At 38.6% G+C, this 19667-nt stretch carries 12 protein-coding genes and 1 pseudogene; 4 read left to right on the plus strand and 9 right to left on the minus strand.

Features of this window, described 5'->3' with window-relative positions; genetic code table 11:
* Positions 1–125: 125 nt before the first annotated feature.
* The 6 genes and pseudogenes from B2V22_RS00325 to B2V22_RS00350 form a co-directional block, all read right to left on the minus strand.
* Positions 126–1955, minus strand: a complete 1830-nt coding sequence (locus B2V22_RS00325) for an ABC transporter ATP-binding protein (protein ID WP_290489799.1) — start codon at positions 1953–1955, stop codon at positions 126–128.
* Positions 1948–3687 (minus strand): ABC transporter ATP-binding protein, encoded by a 1740-nt coding sequence (locus B2V22_RS00330; RefSeq protein ID WP_290489800.1) that lies wholly within the window; start codon positions 3685–3687, stop codon positions 1948–1950. Before B2V22_RS00330 ends, B2V22_RS00325 begins: the two co-directional genes overlap by 8 nt.
* 133 nt (positions 3688–3820) lie before the next feature.
* Positions 3821–5452, minus strand: coding sequence for an ABC-F family ATP-binding cassette domain-containing protein (locus tag B2V22_RS00335; protein WP_290489801.1), 1632 nt, complete (start codon positions 5450–5452; stop codon positions 3821–3823).
* Between the two features lie 137 nt (positions 5453–5589).
* A pseudogene (locus B2V22_RS00340) lies at positions 5590–7746 on the minus strand (RNA degradosome polyphosphate kinase); the annotation flags it as partial.
* Between the two features lie 42 nt (positions 7747–7788).
* The gene (locus B2V22_RS00345; protein ID WP_290489802.1) at positions 7789–9342 is read right to left on the minus strand and encodes a Ppx/GppA family phosphatase; all 1554 of its coding nucleotides are present in this window, start codon (positions 9340–9342) and stop codon (positions 7789–7791) included.
* 480 nt (positions 9343–9822) lie between these two features.
* Positions 9823–10701, minus strand: coding sequence for a Cof-type HAD-IIB family hydrolase (locus B2V22_RS00350; RefSeq protein ID WP_290489803.1), 879 nt, complete (start codon positions 10699–10701; stop codon positions 9823–9825).
* A gap of 190 nt (positions 10702–10891) precedes the next feature.
* Between B2V22_RS00350 and B2V22_RS00355 the strand changes: the two genes are divergently transcribed.
* Positions 10892–11572 carry a uracil-DNA glycosylase gene (locus tag B2V22_RS00355; RefSeq protein ID WP_290489804.1) on the plus strand — a complete coding sequence of 227 codons (681 nt, stop codon included), beginning with the start codon at positions 10892–10894 and terminating at the stop codon, positions 11570–11572.
* 4 nt (positions 11573–11576) lie between these two features.
* Here B2V22_RS00355 and B2V22_RS00360 read toward each other — a convergent pair whose 3' ends face one another.
* Positions 11577–12038 (minus strand): CopY/TcrY family copper transport repressor, encoded by a 462-nt coding sequence (locus B2V22_RS00360; RefSeq protein WP_290489805.1) that lies wholly within the window; start codon positions 12036–12038, stop codon positions 11577–11579.
* 433 nt (positions 12039–12471) lie between these two features.
* Between B2V22_RS00360 and nrdI the strand changes: the two genes are divergently transcribed.
* The 3 genes from nrdI to nrdF are packed head-to-tail and all read left to right on the plus strand — an operon-like array spanning position 12472 to position 16011.
* Positions 12472–12843, plus strand: coding sequence for a class Ib ribonucleoside-diphosphate reductase assembly flavoprotein NrdI (gene nrdI / locus B2V22_RS00365; RefSeq protein WP_003142546.1), 372 nt, complete (start codon positions 12472–12474; stop codon positions 12841–12843).
* Entirely contained in the window at positions 12824–15007 is a 2184-nt protein-coding gene (gene nrdE / locus B2V22_RS00370) for a class 1b ribonucleoside-diphosphate reductase subunit alpha (RefSeq protein ID WP_290489806.1), read from the plus strand. The genes nrdI and nrdE overlap by 20 nt, the downstream gene beginning before the upstream one ends.
* A gap of 32 nt (positions 15008–15039) precedes the next feature.
* Positions 15040–16011 carry a class 1b ribonucleoside-diphosphate reductase subunit beta gene (nrdF, locus tag B2V22_RS00375; protein ID WP_290489807.1) on the plus strand — a complete coding sequence of 324 codons (972 nt, stop codon included), beginning with the start codon at positions 15040–15042 and terminating at the stop codon, positions 16009–16011.
* A 78-nt stretch (positions 16012–16089) separates the two neighbouring features.
* Here the strand turns inward: nrdF and B2V22_RS00380 are convergent, their stop codons facing one another.
* Together B2V22_RS00380 and B2V22_RS00385 are read right to left on the minus strand one after the other, a co-directional pair.
* On the minus strand, positions 16090–17037 hold the full coding sequence (locus tag B2V22_RS00380; protein WP_290489808.1) for an alpha/beta fold hydrolase: 948 nt from the start codon (positions 17035–17037) through the stop codon (positions 16090–16092).
* Between the two features lie 161 nt (positions 17038–17198).
* Complete coding sequence (locus B2V22_RS00385) at positions 17199–19655, minus strand: transglycosylase domain-containing protein (protein WP_290489809.1); 2457 nt, start codon at positions 19653–19655, stop codon at positions 17199–17201.
* Positions 19656–19667: the final 12 nt, after the last annotated feature.

Consider the following 19667-nt stretch of genomic DNA (forward strand, 5'->3'; position numbering starts at 1 on the left):
CAAAATTCATCTTAAAAAGGGCGTGTTAAAATGAATTTCTTGTACACAAAAATAGTGCTGGTGGAAATGATTGTGCATTTTCCACCAACACTATTTTTTTTGTACGATTATATGCGTATCATTTATTAAGAATATCCCATTGAAACATCCATTGGTGTTTCTTCTGAGAATTGACTGTTGTATAAATCAGCGTAGAAGCCGTCTGCAGCCATTAATTCATCATGGGTACCATGTTCAGTAATATTCCCTTGTTGCATAACGAGAATCAAGTCAGCGTCACGAATCGTTGATAAACGGTGGGCAATTACGAAACTGGTTCTGCCCTCCATAATCTTATTCATAGCTTCTTGAATCAGTTTTTCAAGACGGGTATCTACCGATGACGTCGCTTCATCCAAAATTAAGATATCTGGATCCGCAATCACTGCACGAGCAATGGTCATCAATTGTTTTTGCCCTAATGAAATATTGTTAGCTTCTTCATTGATTTCCATTTCATAACCGCCAGGTAGGGTGTTGATGAAATGGTCAACGTTGGCAACTTCTGCCGCTTCTTGAACTTCGTAATCATTGGCGTCCAATTTACCAAAGCGAATATTTTCTAAGACCGTATCTGTGTATAACCAGGCATCTTGTAATACCATACCAAAGTGCTTGCGTAATTCTCCGCGCGTCATTGATTTAGTAGGTACACCATCAATTTTAATCGCACCAGCATCCACGTCATAAAAACGCATCAACAAATTGATTAAAGTCGTTTTACCCGCACCTGTAGGGCCAACAATGGCCACTGTTTGACCAGGCTCAACTTTGAATGAGATATCTTGCATCAACGGTTTCTCTGGGTCGTAACCGAAGCGTACATGGTCGAATTCAACAGCACCAGTCACTTTCGCAGGTAGGTGGCCGGTAACTTCTTCCTGGATCTCATTTTCCTCGTCTAAGAAGTCGAATACACGGTGGGCTGCAGCTAGGGCTGATTGTAAGACACCAGATAATTGGGTCAACATTTGAATCGGTTGGGTAATTTGCATCACGTATTGGACTAAGGCTTGTAGATTACCAACTGTCAACTTGCCAGCAAGGGTATATAAACCACCGGCAATTGCAGTGGCCACGTAACCCAAGTTACTTACCGTATTCAGTAGCGGCATCATTAGTGACGATAGGAAGCTAGCTTTAAAACCGTAATCCCGCAATTGTTTGTTTCGGCGTTCAAATTCTGCCACCGATTCCTCTTGACGACTGTAGACCTTAATTTCGGTGAAACCTGACAGCTGTTCTTGGGTATAACCAAATAAGTTCCCCAAGGCATTCGCTTGATTTTGGAAGGCTGATTGTGATTGGTTGATAATCAATTTAGCAAAAATGAATGACAATGGAATTGTGGTCACAATAATTAAGGCTAGGTGCCATTGGATAATGAACATAGAAATAACCGCAAAGGAAATCCCAAGAATCGCATTCACGAACTGAATAAAGGACTGTTGCAAAGCATTGGTAATTGAATCAATATCATTGGTCATCCGTGATAAGATATCGCCCGTTGGATGGCTGTCAAAATAAGAAACAGGCATATTGTTGGCTTTTTTAGCAACATCGTTACGAAGGTCGTATATAGCATTTTGCACCACGTTTGTTAGCCAATATTGACCTAAGTATTGACCTGACCAGAAGAAGCAACCACGGATAAAGTAAAGCAAGGCAATGTAACCAACGTATTCATAGTTGATACCTGCACCAGGTACTTGGTTCATCAAATCTACTACATTACTGGTTAATTCAGTGATTGCTAAACCAAGTACGATCGGTTCTAAAACACCGGCAATATTCATCCAAACAGTGGCAAACATGGCCAAAAAGAACTGGCCTTTATAGGGTTTGATATACCGCCATAGGTTGCCTAAGATTTCCTTAGTTGGAATTTCTCGTTTTTCAATTTCTGTATTAGCCACGATTTAATTCCTCCTCACTTAATTGAGATGATGCAATTTCATAGTAAAGTTCAGACGTTTTAAGTAGTTCTTTATGGGTACCGCGCGCAGCCACTTCACCTTCATCTAGAACGATGATTTGATCAGCATGGATAATAGAACTTACACGTTGGGCAACGATGATAGTTGTTGCATTCTGTGTTTCGTCTTTTAAAGCTTGGCGCACTGCAGCATCGGTCTTGTAGTCTAGTGCTGAGAACGAGTCATCGAAGATGTAAATTTCTCGGTCCGCAATAATTGAACGAGCAATAGACAACCGTTGTTTTTGTCCACCAGATAGGTTGGCCCCACCTTCATCCAAATGGGTTGCGTATTTGGTTTCCAAACGGTTGATAAATTCAGAAGCCTGCGCAACGTTAGTCGCTCGGTCAAAATCCATTTCATCCGCATTGAATTTACCGTAACGTAAGTTTTCCGCGATATCCCCAGTAAATAGTAAGGCTTTTTGCGGTGTATACCCAATTTTTGACCGTAAAGCATTCAAGTCATAGTTTCGAACGTCAATCCCGTCAATTAAAATTTGACCCTTACTCACGTCGTAGAAACGAGGAATTAGCTTAACAATCGTTGATTTACCAGATCCAGTTGACCCAATAAAAGCAACTGTTTCACCAGGATTTGTTTTAAAGGAAATGTTCCGTAGAACGGGCTTAGAGGCATCTGGATACGCAAAGTCAACGTCACGGAATTCTAGGGTACCAAATTCATCAGATTCAGTAATCGCCACTTGTGGATCAGGTGAAGCAACTGTAATTGGCATATCCATCACTTCTTGTAAACGACCCGCTGATACCGCCGCACGTGGGTACATCATAAAGATGTTGGCAAACATTAATAATGAGAATAATGCGTGGAATACGTACTCGATGAAGGCAACCATGATACCGACTTGCATAGAGCCAGTCTCAATCAAACCAGCTCCAAACCAAAGGATCGCAATAATCACGGTATTCAATAATAGAGAGAATAGGGCCGGTGTAACTGCGATGGTTTTGAATAATTTACCAGATTGTTTCTTGTAAGATTGGTTAACGTCTTTAAATCGGCCTTCTTGGAATTGCTCATTATTGAAGGCCCGGATTACACGTAAACCAGTAATATTTTCCCGTAGAATCCGGTTGATATTATCTAAACTTGCCTGTTGTTTTTCAGAAATCGGCAAAGTGTATTTGGCGATAAAAATCACAGATAAGATGATAATAATAGAAACGGGAATCACGTAAATGCCTAATGCTGGTGAAATGGAGAAGATCATGATGATCGAGAAAACTAGCATCATAGGGGATACTAGACCTTGTTTTAAAGTCATCTCCATAAATTGTAAAATCACAAAGGCATCAGTTGAAATACGTGTCGTTAAAGATGCCACACCCAACTCTTGAAACTCATGGTGAGATAGGTTTTGCATTTTTTTATAGGCATCGTTTCGGATGTTCATGACCATGTCATTGACGATATTAGAAACGGTATAAGCGGTGATCGTCCGTGAAACGAGGGATAGTACCACCAATCCCATCATTATCCATGTATAGCGCCATAACAGGGGGATATCTTGGGTAATAATGGCATTATCAATCATTTGCGCTAATAGGGTAGGTAAACCAATCATTACTGCTGCCGTCCCAAAGGTAGCAATGAAGGTGATCAGCAATTTACCAGGGTATTTTTTTACGTATTTCCAGATAAAATTCAAACGTTTTCCTCCTTAAATTTATTTTGTCTAGTAGTTATTGAAAAATATAATGAATAAATTATAGGTAAAGTGAATAAAAGGCAGACCGAAATCGGTCTGCTTTTGTCAGTTTGTGTTTTAACAACACACAATTTTATTCAGCGTATAATTTTTGGATGCGGTCTTGCACATCTTTATTGTCTAAAAATTCTTCGTAAGTAGTATCCATACGGTCAACCACACCATTTGGTGTAACATGGATGATACGGTTAGCGATTGTTTGGATAAACTCACGGTCATGAGAAGTAAATAAGACGACTTCCTTAAATTTGATTAAGCCCTCATTCAGACTAGAAATAGATTCCAAGTCCAAGTGATTTGTTGGGTCATCCATCACCAATACATTGGCTTTAGATAACATCATCTTAGATAACATACAACGAACACGTTCCCCACCTGACAATACATCTAGGTTTTTATTTACTTCGTCACCAGAGAATAACATACGACCTAAGAATGAACGTAAGAATGTGTTATCTTCTTCCTCTGGACCATTGGCGAATTGACGTAACCAATCAAGGATACTTTGTTGACTGTTTTCAAATTCATCTGAGTTATCACGTGCCAAGTAAGTTTGACTTGTAGTGACACCCCATTTGTATGAACCTGAGTCTGGTTCCATATTCCCTGTGATGATTTCCATTAAAGCAGTAGTTGAAATATCGTTACGAGATACAAAAGCGACTTTATCTTTTGGACGGATAATGAACGATACATTATCTAACACTTTCACGCCATCAATTGTTTTAGAAAGATTTTCTACAGTTAATACATCATTACCAATTTCACGTTCTGGCTCGAAACCAACAAATGGATATTTACGGCTTGAAGGACGGATGTCATCCAATTCGATTTTTTCCAATGTTTTCTTACGAGATGTCGCTTGTTTTGATTTAGATGCGTTAGCAGAGAAGCGGGCGATAAAGTCTTGTAACTCTTTCACTTTCTCTTCTTTTTTCGCATTTGCATCAGCTTGTAATTTAGCAGCTAATTCTGAAGATTGCTTCCAGAAGTCGTAGTTACCAACGTAAAGTTGAATTTTACCGTAATCTACGTCACAGATGTGCGTACATACCTTGTTTAAGAAGTAACGGTCATGGGAAACAACTAATACAGTGTTCGGGAAGTTGATGATGTATTCAGCTAACCATTCGATGGTGTCTGAATCCAAACCGTTTGTCGGCTCATCTAGTAGTAAGACATCAGGTTCACCGAATAGAGCTTGTGCAAGCAAGACTTTTACTTTTTCTTGCTCAGCTAATTCGCTCATTGTTTGGTAGTGCATGTCTTCGCCAATACCTAAACCACGTAATAATTGTGATGCTTCGTTTTCAGCATCCCAACCATTCATTTCAGCGAATTCTGCTTCTAATTCACCAGCGCGAACACCGTCTTCTTCAGAGAAGTCAGCTTTAGCGTATAGAGCATCTTTTTCCTCACGAACTGTGTAAAGACGTTTGTTACCCATGATAACAGTGTCTAAAACTGTGTATTGTTCAAAACCAAAGTGATTTTGGCTTAAAACTGATAGGCGTTCGTCATCACCCATGGATACGTTACCAGTTGTTGGGCTTAATTCGCCAGATAATACTTTTAAGAAGGTAGATTTACCCGCTCCATTGGCACCGATAATGCCGTAGCAGTTCTCAGGTGTGAATTTTAAGTTTACTTCATCATACAATTTACGACTTGCAAATTGTACACTTACATTATTTACAGTTAACATCTTGATCCTCTTTCTTCCATAAGATTCGTGGCGTAAAACGCCTAACCATACTCATGGTACATGATTAGCACCCTTGAATCAAATACATTTAATCCAAAGGTGCTATTTTTATTGTGATCGATTATTAATGGCCATCGCTATTTTGTATTTAGTCTATTTTGCAAACGTTCAAACCAAGTCATTTTACTGCGCGGGGCAGATGTTCTGGCTTGTTCGGCTTCGTTTAAAGCCTTTTGCATGAAGATTTGTTGTGAGTCTACTGGCGCTAAATCATTTTGTACATATTGGTAGGTACAGTCACGTAATTTATAACGCGCTTTGGTATTATCTTCTAAGTATACTTTCAAGATTTCCATAATTTCTTCGTGAATGTGTTCATTTAAAATAGGGAACTCGATTTCTACACGGCCGATCATGTTACGAGTCATCATATCAGCAGATGATAAGAATAGTTTCTCATCTCCGTTATTGTTAAACCAGTAGATACGGCTGTGTTCTAAGAAACGACCGACAACTGAGATGACATTGATATTTTCAGATACGCCAGGAATACCTGGTACCAGACAGCAAATACCACGGATAATCAGATCTACTTTTACTCCAGCTTGGCTAGCTTCGTATAATTTCTTGATGACATCTTTTGAGGTTAAAGAATTCATTTTGGCGATGATATGACCATTACCATTCGCTTTGTGAGCTTGAATTTCATCCTCTATATCTTCAATGTAGTTATCACGAATCGCAAAAGGTGATACATGTAGGTAGTGGTAGTCTGGTTGGTTAGAGTAGCCACTTAGGTAGTTGAAGAAATCTGTTGCATCTTCTGCAATCCCTTCGTTAGTTGTGATGATCCCCATATCAGTGTAGAAACGGGCAGTCTTATCATTGTAGTTACCAGTTCCAAGATGGACGTAACGGTGAACGCGACCATTCTTTTGTTTCACAACCATGGCAATTTTAGAGTGCGTTTTAAGATGGGTTTTACCATAGATTACATGGCAACCAGCTTCTTCTAATATTTTTGCCCATTGGACATTATTTTCTTCATCGAAACGTGCTTTCAATTCCACTAAAACTGTTACTTGTTTACCACGTTCAGCAGCTGTTTTTAAGGCTGAAATGATTGGTGAATTCGCCGATACTCGGTATAAAGTTTGCTTGATCGCAAGCGTATGTGGGTCATTGGCTGCATCTTGGATAAATTCGACCACTGGTTTGAACGAATCATAAGGGTGGTGTAGAAAGATATCACGTTTTTCAGCTAATTTGAATAAATTAGTGGTTTGTAATTCGCTAGGGTAAACCGGTTTAAATGGTTCATAGCGCAAGTTAGGAAAGTAATTTTCCAAGACATCGATGGCATCCCCAAGTCCAGTTAAGTCTAGTGGACCGTTGACGAAGTAGAGGTCACGTTCTAATAGACCCAATTCTTCTAGCAAATATTCAAGGTCTGCATGGATATATTCTTGATCATAATTTTCTTCTTGTTGAATTTCGATACGAACGGCCATACCGTTACGTCGTTGTACTAAGTAGTCTTCAATGACTGTTAATAAATCTTCCGCGCCATCTTCTTGAATATCTAGATCGGCATTTCGGGTCACACGGAACAAGAAGCTAGATTCGATAGTATAGCCAGTAAATAAGGTTTCAAGAAAGTTTGTCACAATATCTTCTAGATTAATGAAGTAATAGTGAGCATTTTCTTCGTAATGGAAGTAACGGTTAACCAATTGTGGAATTGGGACAATAGCTACCTGCTGTTCGCCTTCACGACTTAAGTTCACAAAAATATGAATTAATTTGTTGTTTAAACTTGGAAAAGGACGATAAGCATCAATACCAAGTGGTGTAAGCGTTGGGTAAATTTCATTAAAGAAGAATGTTTTTATTTTCTCTTGGCGACGCGTAGGCGCTTCGTTGAAACGGATAAAGTGGATATTGTGTTTTGCCACTTCTTTCTTCAATTCTTGGTATAGAGCATATTGATATTCGTTGTTTTCATGGTTTTTATCTGCAATGGCGATGAGTTGCTGTTCAGCAGTCCATTGTTTCTTAGAATCTAATTCATTGACATTTAGATGGTATTGATCTTGTAGGCCAGCTACACGAACCATCATAAATTCATCTAAATTTGACGTCCCAATACTTAGAAAGTTTAATCGCTCTAATAAAGGGTTTCTGTCATCGGCAGCTTCTTGTAATACACGGTAGTTAAAATTTAACCAAGAGACTTCTCGGTTTTCATAGTAATCAGGATTATCAAGGTCGTATTTGATTTGTTCAGTCATTTTTGTATTCTCCTTTTCATTAAGCTACGGAGAGACTAGTAACTGTTATAAAATGGCCCGATATGAATTTGCATGTATAAACTCTAGGGTAATGTCTTTGCCGATTGCACGTTCTACATGTTTCTTTTGGTCCTCAGAACGGTAGACTTCGGATAATAATTCTCCTTGGTAGAAGATACGTAGAATCAGGCTATTACCTTTCATCACAGTATCCATACTTTTCACAATATTGTTATGAGAATCATTTAGACATTCAGCAAACTTGATCAGTCCTCCAATGTGTTGAAGGTTTTCCACTTGTTTATCGTCTAGCATTTCTCCATAGGTTGTTAAATATTGGTCAAATAAAGTTTTATTTTTATATGAAGCTAAAATAGAAAGGGCTAATCTTTCAGGGTGCGAGAATCCATTTAAATTAGAGTTAGAAAGTAAATAGAAGGTATGTTGCGATGCATTTCCTGGTTCAATCATTTCCCCAAGATTGTACAAATATGTCCCATAATTCAATAACTCTAATTCATGGTCATTCAATTTCAAATAGCCATCTTCACTTAAGGCCGTGTATAACTGGCGAGCAATCACCATTCGTTGCGCTGAATCAGGCATTGAAAATTGGTAAATACTAGATAATCGTTCAACTGTTTGTTGGGCCACTCGATGGATGTCGAAGGCAGATCGGTATTTTTCCTCTAAATATTCATACACAATACCCTCACGCAATCCTTCTTGTGAGAACTTAAATACTGGTGAATCAACAGTTTGAATGAGTTCTTGGAAAACAATTGTCGCTGGTACGATAATATCTGCTCGGTTAGATGACAGACCTTCTAGCTTGAGCATCTCTTTCATTGACAAGTCGACAAAAGTATCGAAGACTTGGTCAATTTGCTTAGGTTTCATTGTATATTCGTGTAAACCTGCCATACCGTAATTTGACTGCATTTGGTGGACACGGGCAACGTTACGCGCAGAACCACCAATCGCAAAAATCGGTAAGTTTAAGTTTTCAAAGAAGGGTTGTTCAGAAAAGGCTTGGCGGACAAATTTACGTGTTTCCTTGATGCTTTTAGCATCATTGAAGTCTTTCCCGTTAAAGAATTTCTCTTGTAATGATACGGCCCCAAATGGGAAAGAGAAGGCTTCAACCAATTCTTTGTCCTTAAAGACTGTGATTTCTGTTGAGCCACCACCGATATCAATGGATACACCGTCAGAATCACTCATAGAGTGAATGACTGCAGAGAATCCGTAGTAAGCTTCCATTTCCTCTGGCACTAATTCAATGGTGACACCAGTTTTTTTCTTCACTTGATTGACGATGTCATCTTTGTTTTTTGATTGTCGGATGGCTGCAGTTGCTTTTGGCAATATGCGGTCAGCTTTTAAAATAGCCGCTTCTTTGGCAAAGGCGCCAATAATTCGGGCTAGGGTATCAATACCATCCTGTGACATTTCGTGATTTTCATTTATATATTGAAAAATCCGTGCGGGAATTTTAATGTTTTGAATTTCTCGCATGGCTAAATTATCTTCGACTTGAAAGACAACAAGGCGAATAGAGTTTGAACCTATATCAATCAAACCAATTCGTTCTTTCATAACTATTGTGTCCTTTCGTTTCTTATGTGCTTCAGTAACAACTAAAATGAAATTTATCTTAAGCTTAGTATAACGTAATTTAGGTAAATTCGAAATATTATTTCCCGATAAGTAAAAGACTATTTTTGCGTGAAAATTTATGGGGCTTTCTAGAAAAAGAGGCCCGTGACCCAAAAGCCACAAGCCCCATACTTGCTATTTAACGATAGCCGTAATATCTATCGGGCTACGAAAGTCAAACTCTTATGATATTTGTTAAAATAATCCAATTCCCTGACAGTATTGGTCGGTTTTTAGTCTATTGCGTTGAGTATAAGCGACTGTCGTAGCACCTCTTTTGAACTATAAATGAACTGGTTTACCACCGGTTGCGCCATATACTTGTGAGGTTACTTAGTAAGTGGCATCTGATGCCACTTACTATAAAGTCTAGTGGTTGGGTGAATAGTGACTATGTATTGATTTTTTAGCCGCTATATTTTAGTTGTTCTCAGCCATTTTCAGTGACTGGTAAATGGCATTCGCCACACCACCGTCATAATTGCTAGTTGTTTCATATTTAGCGTATGTTTTTACTTCCGGTTCCGCATTGGCCATTGCGAACGAATAGCCAGCAACTTTTAACATAGATACGTCATTGAAATTATCCCCAACTGTCACGACATTATCAATGTTGTAACCATGGTCTTGACAGTATTTTTCAACAGCCTTACCCTTAGTCCCATCAGCATGGTTGATCTCAATATTGTACTTAAACGATGAGGTGATATGGGTATCAGGGTATTGTTCTCCGATTTCTGCAGCCATTGGTTTAATGGTATTTTCTGGATCAGCATCCACGAAAGTAATCTTTATAATGGCTTGACCTTCTTCAGTGATCAAAGTTCTTAAATCATCACGATAATCGATAGTTGTTACCTCATTCGATTGGGTTGCACGCGTCCTCGCTTCTTCTAATGACATTTCCGGATTCATCTCGTGAATCAGTTCAGTAATGGCAAGAATACGTTGCTCTAATGAAGATGAGTAGACATTTTTACTGGTCATGGCCTCCATATAAAAGCCTGCCTCATACCCTTTATTCAGGATATCAAGGGCTGTTTGGTCTTCGATATCTACTTCGTATTCTACATTTCCATTTCTGTCAAAAAGGATTGAGCCGTTTAAGCCGATAATCGGACAACGGATACCCGCTTCATCCAATTTAACTTTAGCTTCGGTAAAATTACGGCCAGTACATACAACAAATGGAATCCCTTTATTATACGTATGCATAATCGCGTCAATATTTGCTTGTGGAATATCCATATGCTCGTCCAATAAGGTGCCATCCATATCTGAAACAATTAATTCAATCATTTGTAAGCTCCTATCTCAATTAAGTTAATTTCAGTTTACCACGGGCAATTTAAATTCACTAGTCAAACGGTGCATGGAAGAACAGATACCAACCCAATCTAACTAGGGGTTTGACTAGGCAGTGAATTACAAAAGACCTCATCCATGTTATAATGAAAGATGGACTATAAAGAAGAGGGGAGCGAAAAGCATGACACGATTAGGGAAGATGCCAAGTGACTGGGCCAAAGAATTGGCGCCAGTATTAGGGTCTGAGAATTTTAAACGACTAGAAGATTTTATCATACAAGCATATGAAAAAGGCCCGGTTTACCCAGACCAAAATCATATCTATGCAGCTTTTGAGCATACACCATTTGACCAAGTGAAAGTAGTCATCTTAGGACAAGATCCCTACCATCAACCAGGTCAAGCACAAGGATTGAGTTTTTCAGTTAACAAAGGTGTGAAAATTCCACCTTCTTTACGAAACATTTATAAAGAACTGCAGTCAGATCTAAATATCCAGCCTGCTAATCATGGTGATTTAAGACAGTGGGCAGATCAAGGTGTCCTATTATTGAACGCGGTCTTAACAGTGCCAGATTCAAACGCCAATGCCCATAAAGGTAAAGGCTGGGAAGTTTTAACCGATGCGGCTATCAGTGCCTTAAATCAAGCGACTGAACCCATTGTCTTTATTTTATGGGGTAATTCTGCAAAGGCCAAAGCTACTTTAATTGATGAAAATAAACATTACATTCTAAGTTCAGTGCACCCGAGTCCCTTATCCGCCTCACGTGGCTTTTTCGGGAGTAAGCCATTTTCCAAGGCAAATGAATTGCTGGAAAAATCAGGGCGGACACCAATTGATTGGCAAGTGTCAGAATAGATGGTTAATGGGTTTCTGGATGGTGGATACATTGACCGGGCGCACAATTACAAGTAACATGGTCAACGTAAGTGGCTCTGTCTAGGGCATTGAGGATATTATCCTTCATCTTATCGTCTAATACAGAGGCTTGAATAAGTGCAGAAATCACCTTGTCAGCATCGGTATTACACCAACCATTTAAGAGAGTATGTGCTTGGTTTTCTAAGGCAGTGTCTTCATCGATTGCCGGACGGTAAATAAAGGATTTACCATTTTTAGTCGTTTCTAGCCATTTTTTTTTAGTTAGGCGGCCAATTAAGGTCTTAATCGTTGCGGCTTTCCAATCTTTTTTGTCCTCTAATGAGGCGATAATAGTGCGGGAATTCGTTTCTTTTTGTGCCCATACGACCCGCATGACTTCCCACTCAGCAGCGGAAATATCTTGGAAATCTTGTTTTTTTTCTTGGATAATATTGCTTGTCATCGCTGACTCCTTTCAGTAGTAGATACCAGATGATTGAATCAATTTTAGTTTACATTTGTAGATGGTTAAAAGCAAGCCAAATGGATTTTATGTAGTTAATTTGTAATAATAGATTTGCATAAAATAGACTTAAAACATTTTTTGTATAAATCATCTCATAATTTAAAATAAAATTTTCAAGCAAAAGATTTATTTGTGGGCAAAAAAGGCCCGAAAAATTATTTAAGCTTCAGATGAATTGCCTTAATTGTTGGCTTAGACTAATGATTGTATTTTATAATAACCTCTGGCTATCTGGATTTGTTTATTTTTTCCTGAAACAATACCGGTCTTAAATAGTTGAAATTACAGAATGAACAATATATAGTTATACGTAACATAAATACACCACTACATGTAGTGGTGTCGTTTTTTTGAATAGGAGGAATGTGATGTGAAAATTGTGTACATGTCTCTAACCGGACAGACACACAAGTTTGTAAATAAACTTGAAATGGACAGCCTGCGAATTACAATGGATAATGCTTTTCAAGAAATTAACGAACCCTATATCGTGATTGCTCCAACTTATGATATTGAAGTGACCGAAATACTAAATGATTTTATTGAAACTGGCCAAAATCTAACGTATTTAAAAGGCGTTTGTGGTTCAGGTAATTTAAATTTCAATGAACTTTATTGTTTTACTGCAAAAGATCTAGCAGAAGCGTATAATGTACCTTTGCTGTTAACTTTTGAATTCCAGGGAAATGTGAACGACGTGACAATTATGAAAGAAAAGGTGAATGAAATTGGACCAACCTAAAGCAGTAGTACAAGAAAAAGAAATTACATATTTCAAGCTGAATAACGAAGTTAACCGTCCACTAGACGGAAAAATTCAAATCGAGAAAGATAAAGAAGCGGTACGGGCTTACTTTTTAGAGCACGTTAACCCAAATACCGTATTCTTCTATACATTAGATGAAAAAATCGACTACTTAGTTGAACATGACTACTTAGAAGAAGGATTCTTGAATTTATACGACCGTGAATTTGTGAAACGTTTAATGCAGGAAACGTATGACTTTAAATTCCGTTTCAAATCATTCATGAGTGCCTACAAATTCTATACACAATACGCACTAAAAACAAACGACGGTAAACGTTATTTAGAGCGTTACGAAGACCGTATCGTGTTTACTGCTTTATTTTTAGCAAATGGTGATGAGCAAGTAGCGAGCGATTTACGTGATGAAATGATTAACCAACGATACCAACCAGCGACACCTACCTTCCTAAATGCTGGTCGTAAACGTCGTGGAGAATTGGTTTCTTGTTTCTTAATCCAAGCAACAGATGACATGAACTCAATTGGTCGTACAATCAACTCAGCACTTCAACTATCTCGTTTAGGTGGTGGGGTTGGGGTTAACCTAACAAACATTCGTGCAGCCGGAGACCCAATTAAGAAAATTGAAAATGCTTCTTCAGGTATCATTCCAGTCATGAAATTATTAGAAGATTCATTCTCTTACTCTAACCAATTAGGGCAACGTAACGGTGCAGGTGCAGTTTACCTTAGCGTCTTCCATCCAGATGTTGTATCATTCTTATCTGCAAAAAAAGAAAACGCTGATGAAAAAATCCGTGTGAAGACTTTATCACTAGGTCTAGTTGTACCCGATAAATTCTATGAATTAGCAGAAAAAGACGAAATGATGTACTTATTCAGTCCTTACGATGTTGAACGTATTTATGGGAAACCTTATGCCTATGTCAACATTACAGAAGAGTATGACAACTTGGTAAACAACCCAGAAATCAAGAAATCCAAGATCCGTGCGCGTGATTTAGAAGACGATATCTCTAAATTACAACAAGAATCTGGTTATCCTTACATCATCAATATCGATACTGTAAATGACCAAAACCCAATTGATGGGACAATTGTTATGAGTAACTTGTGTTCAGAAATTTTACAAGTACAACGTCCTTCAATTATCAACAACGACCAAACATTTGAAGAATTAGGTACAGATATTTCATGTAACTTGGGTTCAACAAATATCAATAACTTAATGCATTCACCAGACTTTGGTAAATCAGTTGATACAATGGTTCGCGGTTTAACATATGTAACAGATGCATCAGCTATTGACGTAGTACCTTCAATAAAAAAAGGTAATGATTTAGCTCATACTATCGGTTTAGGGGCAATGGGACTACATACATATTTTGCCTTAAATGAAATGCACTATGGTTCACCAGAATCGATTGAATTTACAGACAAATACTTCTTACTATTAAACTACTATACGTTAGTAGCATCTAATAGAATCGCTAAAGAACGTGGTATCACTTTCGAAAACTTTGAAAACTCAACTTATGCGACGGGTGAATATTTTGACAAATACATCAATGAAGAAACAACGTTTGAATTTGAAAGAGTTGCAGCACAATTTGAAGGTATTCACATCCCAACTCAAGAAGACTGGAAAGCCTTACGCGCTGCCGTTCAAGAGCATGGTTTATACCACCAAAACCGTTTAGCAGTTGCGCCTACCGGTTCAATTTCTTACGTAAATGAAACAAGCTCAAGCTTACACCCAATCATTCAATTGATTGAAGAGCGTCAAGAAAAGAAAACTGGTAAGACTTACTATCCAGCACCATTCTTAAGCAATAAGACGCTACCTTATTACCAATCTGCTTACGACATCGATAACCGTCGTATTATCGATATTTATGCAGCTGCTCAACAACATATTGATCAAGGTATGAGTTTAACCTTATTCATGCGTTCAGATATTCCTGCAGGTTTATACCCTTGGAAAGAAGGGCGTACAAGCAAAATGACGACACGTGATTTAAACATCTTGCGTCGTTACGCATGGAAACGTGGCATCAAATCTATTTACTACGTACGTACATTCACAGATAACAACGAAGAAGTTGGCGCAAACTACTGTGAAAGCTGTACTGTTTAATTGATTGCACTTGGAATAGGGAAGGAATATATATGACGAATTTTAATGAAAATCCTTATATTGCTATTAACTGGAATGATATAGAGGATATGATTGACAAGTTGACTTGGGAAAAGTTAACAGAACAATTTTGGTTAGATACACGTATTCCATTATCAAACGATTTAGATACATGGCGTACATTATCAGCTAGAGAACAAGACATGATTGGAAAAGTATTTGGTGGTTTAACACTACTAGATACTTTGCAATCTGAAGATGGTATGGAATCACTTAAAGCTTCTATCCGTACCCAACATGAAGAAGCGGTTTACAACAACATCCAATTCATGGAAAGTGTACATGCTAAATCGTATTCATCTATTTTCTCAACTTTAAACACACCTAAAGAAATTGATAAAATCTTTGCCTGGACACGGGAAAATGAATTTATCCAATACAAAGCGAACCGTATTAACGGTATTTACCAAAACGGCACTGACTTACAAAGAAAAGTGGCTTCAGTATTCCTAGAATCATTTTTATTCTACTCAGGATTCTATGCACCACTATGGTACTTAGGAAACGGTAAATTGCCAAACGTTGCTGAAATTATTAAATTGATTTTACGTGACGAAAGTGTCCACGGTACTTACATTGGTTATAAATTCCAAATTGCTTTCAATCAATTATCGAAAGAAGAGCAAGAAGACATGCAAAACTGGGCGTTCAGCTTATTGTTTGAATTATATGAAAACGAAGCGAAATACAGCGAGTACATCTATGACGACTTAGGCTGGACTGAAGATGTGAAAATCTTCCTACGTTACAATGCCAATAAAGCATTACAAAACTTAGGATTTGACCCATTGTTCCCAGATACTGCTGATGATGTAGACCCTATCGTTATGAATGGTATTTCTACCGGTACTTCAAACCACGACTTCTTCTCACAAGTAGGTAATGGTTACTTACTAGGGCAAGTTGAAGCCATGGCAGACGAAGACTACGAAAAATGGACTTAAAGTTAAAATATTGCTACATAAAAAATCGCGCTTGTCGAAAATGACAGGCGCGATTTTTGCATGTTTATTTGTATAAACTTAATCATGAATGGTTTTTAGTTGTTTCTTAAACCAATTATTGATTATTTGGTAAACAGGTCTAGTATTGCCGTACATTAAACATTCATGACCGCGATTTTCAAACATCATGATTGTGACATCAACAAAACCAGAACGGGTGAATTCTTTAGCCAGTTTGTGAGTTTCTTTACCACCATTAATCAGTGGATCGTTACGACCAGCAATAATGGCAATTGGTAAGTCCTTCCGGATGTTACGAGTCCAACTAGGTAAAGTTGCCTTATGGGCAATTTTTACCAACTCTGCAAAACCGTTATTGGTGAAAACGAAGCCAACTAGCGGCCAATCCCTTTCTTCACCATTTTTAGGCGGATACCAATATGCTGGGAAAGCATTAGCAGCAGCAGGGTCATCAGTTAAACCAGTACCGAATAGTTTTTGATGGATATAGTAATTGTAGGCATCTGGATGTAGGGTGTTTAAAATAGGCGCTAAAGCTGCACCTGTCGCGAAAATAGGACTATGGGTGTTCGTCCCACTCAATAATACGCCGTCTATTTCCTCACTATATTGACCAAGATATAAACGGGTTATGTATGCCCCCATTGAATGACCTAACACATAATAGGGTAAGTCGGGATAATGTTTCTTGGTTGCTTGAACAACTCGATGTAAGTCTTCAACCATGACTTTATCAGCATCCGTTGTGCCAAAATAGCCTAAACGGTTGTGTTCTTTAGCTAGTCCTCCATGGCCAATATGGTCATGGGCGATGACTAAAAAGTTTTGGTCCACAAATGACTCAGCCACTTTTTTATAGCGACCACCAAATTCTGACATCCCATGGACAATGTGGATAATAGCTTTTGGATGATCGGCGTTTTGCCAAGCGTAAACAGGGATGTAAGGGCGGTCAGGTGAAGCGGATGGAATAGTTACAGTGTTATAGTAGTCTAATGCAAACATAATTTCACCTCTTTTTTCGATTAAGTCTATTATAGTGCCTCCAATTCTAAAGCACAATTAATAGGGATATATAATTGCATGGAATAAAAAAGGCCTGCGACAAAACGTCACAGGCCTTTTAAAATATTGTTATGTTATTGATTCAATTGGTGATTCCGGTCTTAAGCAGCTTCGTCTGCTTCCTCGTCCTCAACATCCTCGTCGTCGCCAGTGTCTGCTGGTCTAGATGATGATGAAGCACTTGGTTGCGTAGTGGATGATGAAACACTTGAAGATTCCACTTCACTCGAAGGCGTTTCAGCTTCAGAACTTTCAGTCACACTAGACTCAGAAGACTCGCTCTCAGACGAGCTTGATTCTTCACTCGATTCGTCAGCTGATGAAGCACTTGAGCTTGACGATGAAGAACTTGAACTAGAAATAGCACTTGAGCTACTTGATGATGCACGGCTAGAAGATGATGACGATGATTCTACAATCGCATTTCCAGATGCTAACCAAGCTTGGTAATCTGAATACAAGTCATCGTTAGCTAAACCAGTTAATACTTGTGATGATGGTGTCGCATTTGTAGGAAATTCATCTGGTATTGCACCTTTGACTAATTTCACTTCATGTACTGAATCAGGCTGTACCCAATCCGCATTTTCTGAAGTAGTGGATAGGTATCCCATAATGTCTTGGTATAGGTAACTTACGATATATTTATCAGAACCATCGATATAACCAACTTCATCTGTCGAGAATGGATTATCGTAACCAGTCCAAATAGATAGGGCGTAATCGGTGGTATAACCTGACATCCAAGTATCAGGTACTGCACTTGAATCAACGCCAAGTTCAGCAGCTTCCTCTTCGGTATAGTTTGTCGTACCTGATTTACCTGCTTCCGCTAAGCCAGAAGTATGGTAATTAGTAGATAAACCATAAGAAGTATCCGTAAAGTTATCTTTCAGCATATCGGTTACCATATAGGCAGTTGAATCTTCCATTGCTTGGGTGCTTGTTGAATCAATCGTGACTTCTTCACCATCGATAGTTGTAAAGTAATCAACCGCACGTGGTTGATTGTATTCACCGTAATTACCCAGTGTCGCAAAGGCTGCACTTAATTGTAACGGGGTGATTTCACCACCAATAGCGTTAGATTCATAAACACCATTTCCGCCATTTAAGACAATACCCATTCCTTGTAAGAATTCATTAACTTGTTCGGTACCAACCTCTTGTAATAGTTTTAAGGCTGGAATGTTACGAGAACCGATTAAAGCTTGACGAAGTGTAATAGTGCCTTGGTAAAGGTTATCGTAGTTATTAATCTCTGTGCCATCTGAATAAGTATGTTCTTCATCTTCAATAGATGATTCGGTTGAGTAGTTTAAATATTCAATAGCCGTCGCATAGTCCGCAAATGGCTTAATAGAAGAACCAACACTTCGTTCTAATTGTGTTGCTCGGTTATAAGACAATTGTCCTTCTTGGTTACGTCCACCGTATAAGGCTAGGATATTACCCGTTTCTGTATCCACTAATGACGCTGCAGCTTGCATGTTGTCATTTGTGAAGTAATAACCATCTTCATCCTCGATTGTATTGTAGATTTCAGTCATGGCATCCATATCTAAATGCGTATAGATTTGTAACCCGTCTGAATACATGTCATATCCGGCTTCTTCAACTTCAGCGGCAACCTCTTGAATATAAGAGTCTAGCATAATCGCCGTTTCAGATTGTTCAGTTGACTCAGTGTCAATATCTTGTAAACCATCGTCAATTGGTGTGGCTACTGCCTCGTCGTATTCCTCTTGAGTAATTTTTTCATTATCCAACATCTCTGCAAGTACTAAGTTTCTTCTTTCTTCAGCAGCTTCAGGATCTGAATACGGATCGTAAGCGTTAGGTGCTTGTGGCATACCAGCTAATAGGGCAGTTTGTGCTATTGACAGCTCACTTAAAGATTTACCATAGTAAACTTCAGCAGCAGTCCCCATACCGTAAACGCCGTTAGCCATATAGACTTTATTAATATAAAACTCAAAGATTTCTTGTTTTGTGTAGTCTTGTTCTAATTGAATCGCTAGCCAAATCTCTTGTACTTTACGTTTATAAGTTTGGTCTTCCTCATTAGTTGAAAAAGAGGTTAGCTTCACTAATTGCTGGGTTAGGGTTGAACCACCTTGGGTAATGCCACCAGCTTTTAGGTTGGCTAAGAAAGACCCTGCAATACGAATCGGGTCAAAACCGTTATGCTCCATAAAGCGTTGGTCCTCAATCGAGGTGACGGCGTCAAAGGTTGTTTGTGAAATATCACTTTCGTCAACGATTATTCGATCGTTTTGACTAGTTTCATAGACAACGTTACCTTCATTGTCATATACACTAGATGCGATGGTACCGTACAAATCTTCTTCGGTGAGTGTAGGACTATCAGAAATCCAGGAATAGGCAATGATTGAAAGGGCTACCCCAACTACTACACCGACGCCAACAATACCTAGTAGGATCTTTTTCCAAAGGGCCATGCCAGAGCGACTAGACTTACCTCGCTTACCTTGAATTTTTTTAGACGACTTGCGATTATTTTGGCTTCGTCGTCTTGAGTTTTGATCTTGACTCATGCTTATCACTCC

Origin of the sequence: Aerococcus sp. UBA6277 (genome assembly GCF_002440555.1) — a bacterium.
Taxonomy (GTDB): Bacteria; Bacillota; Bacilli; order Lactobacillales; family Aerococcaceae; genus Aerococcus.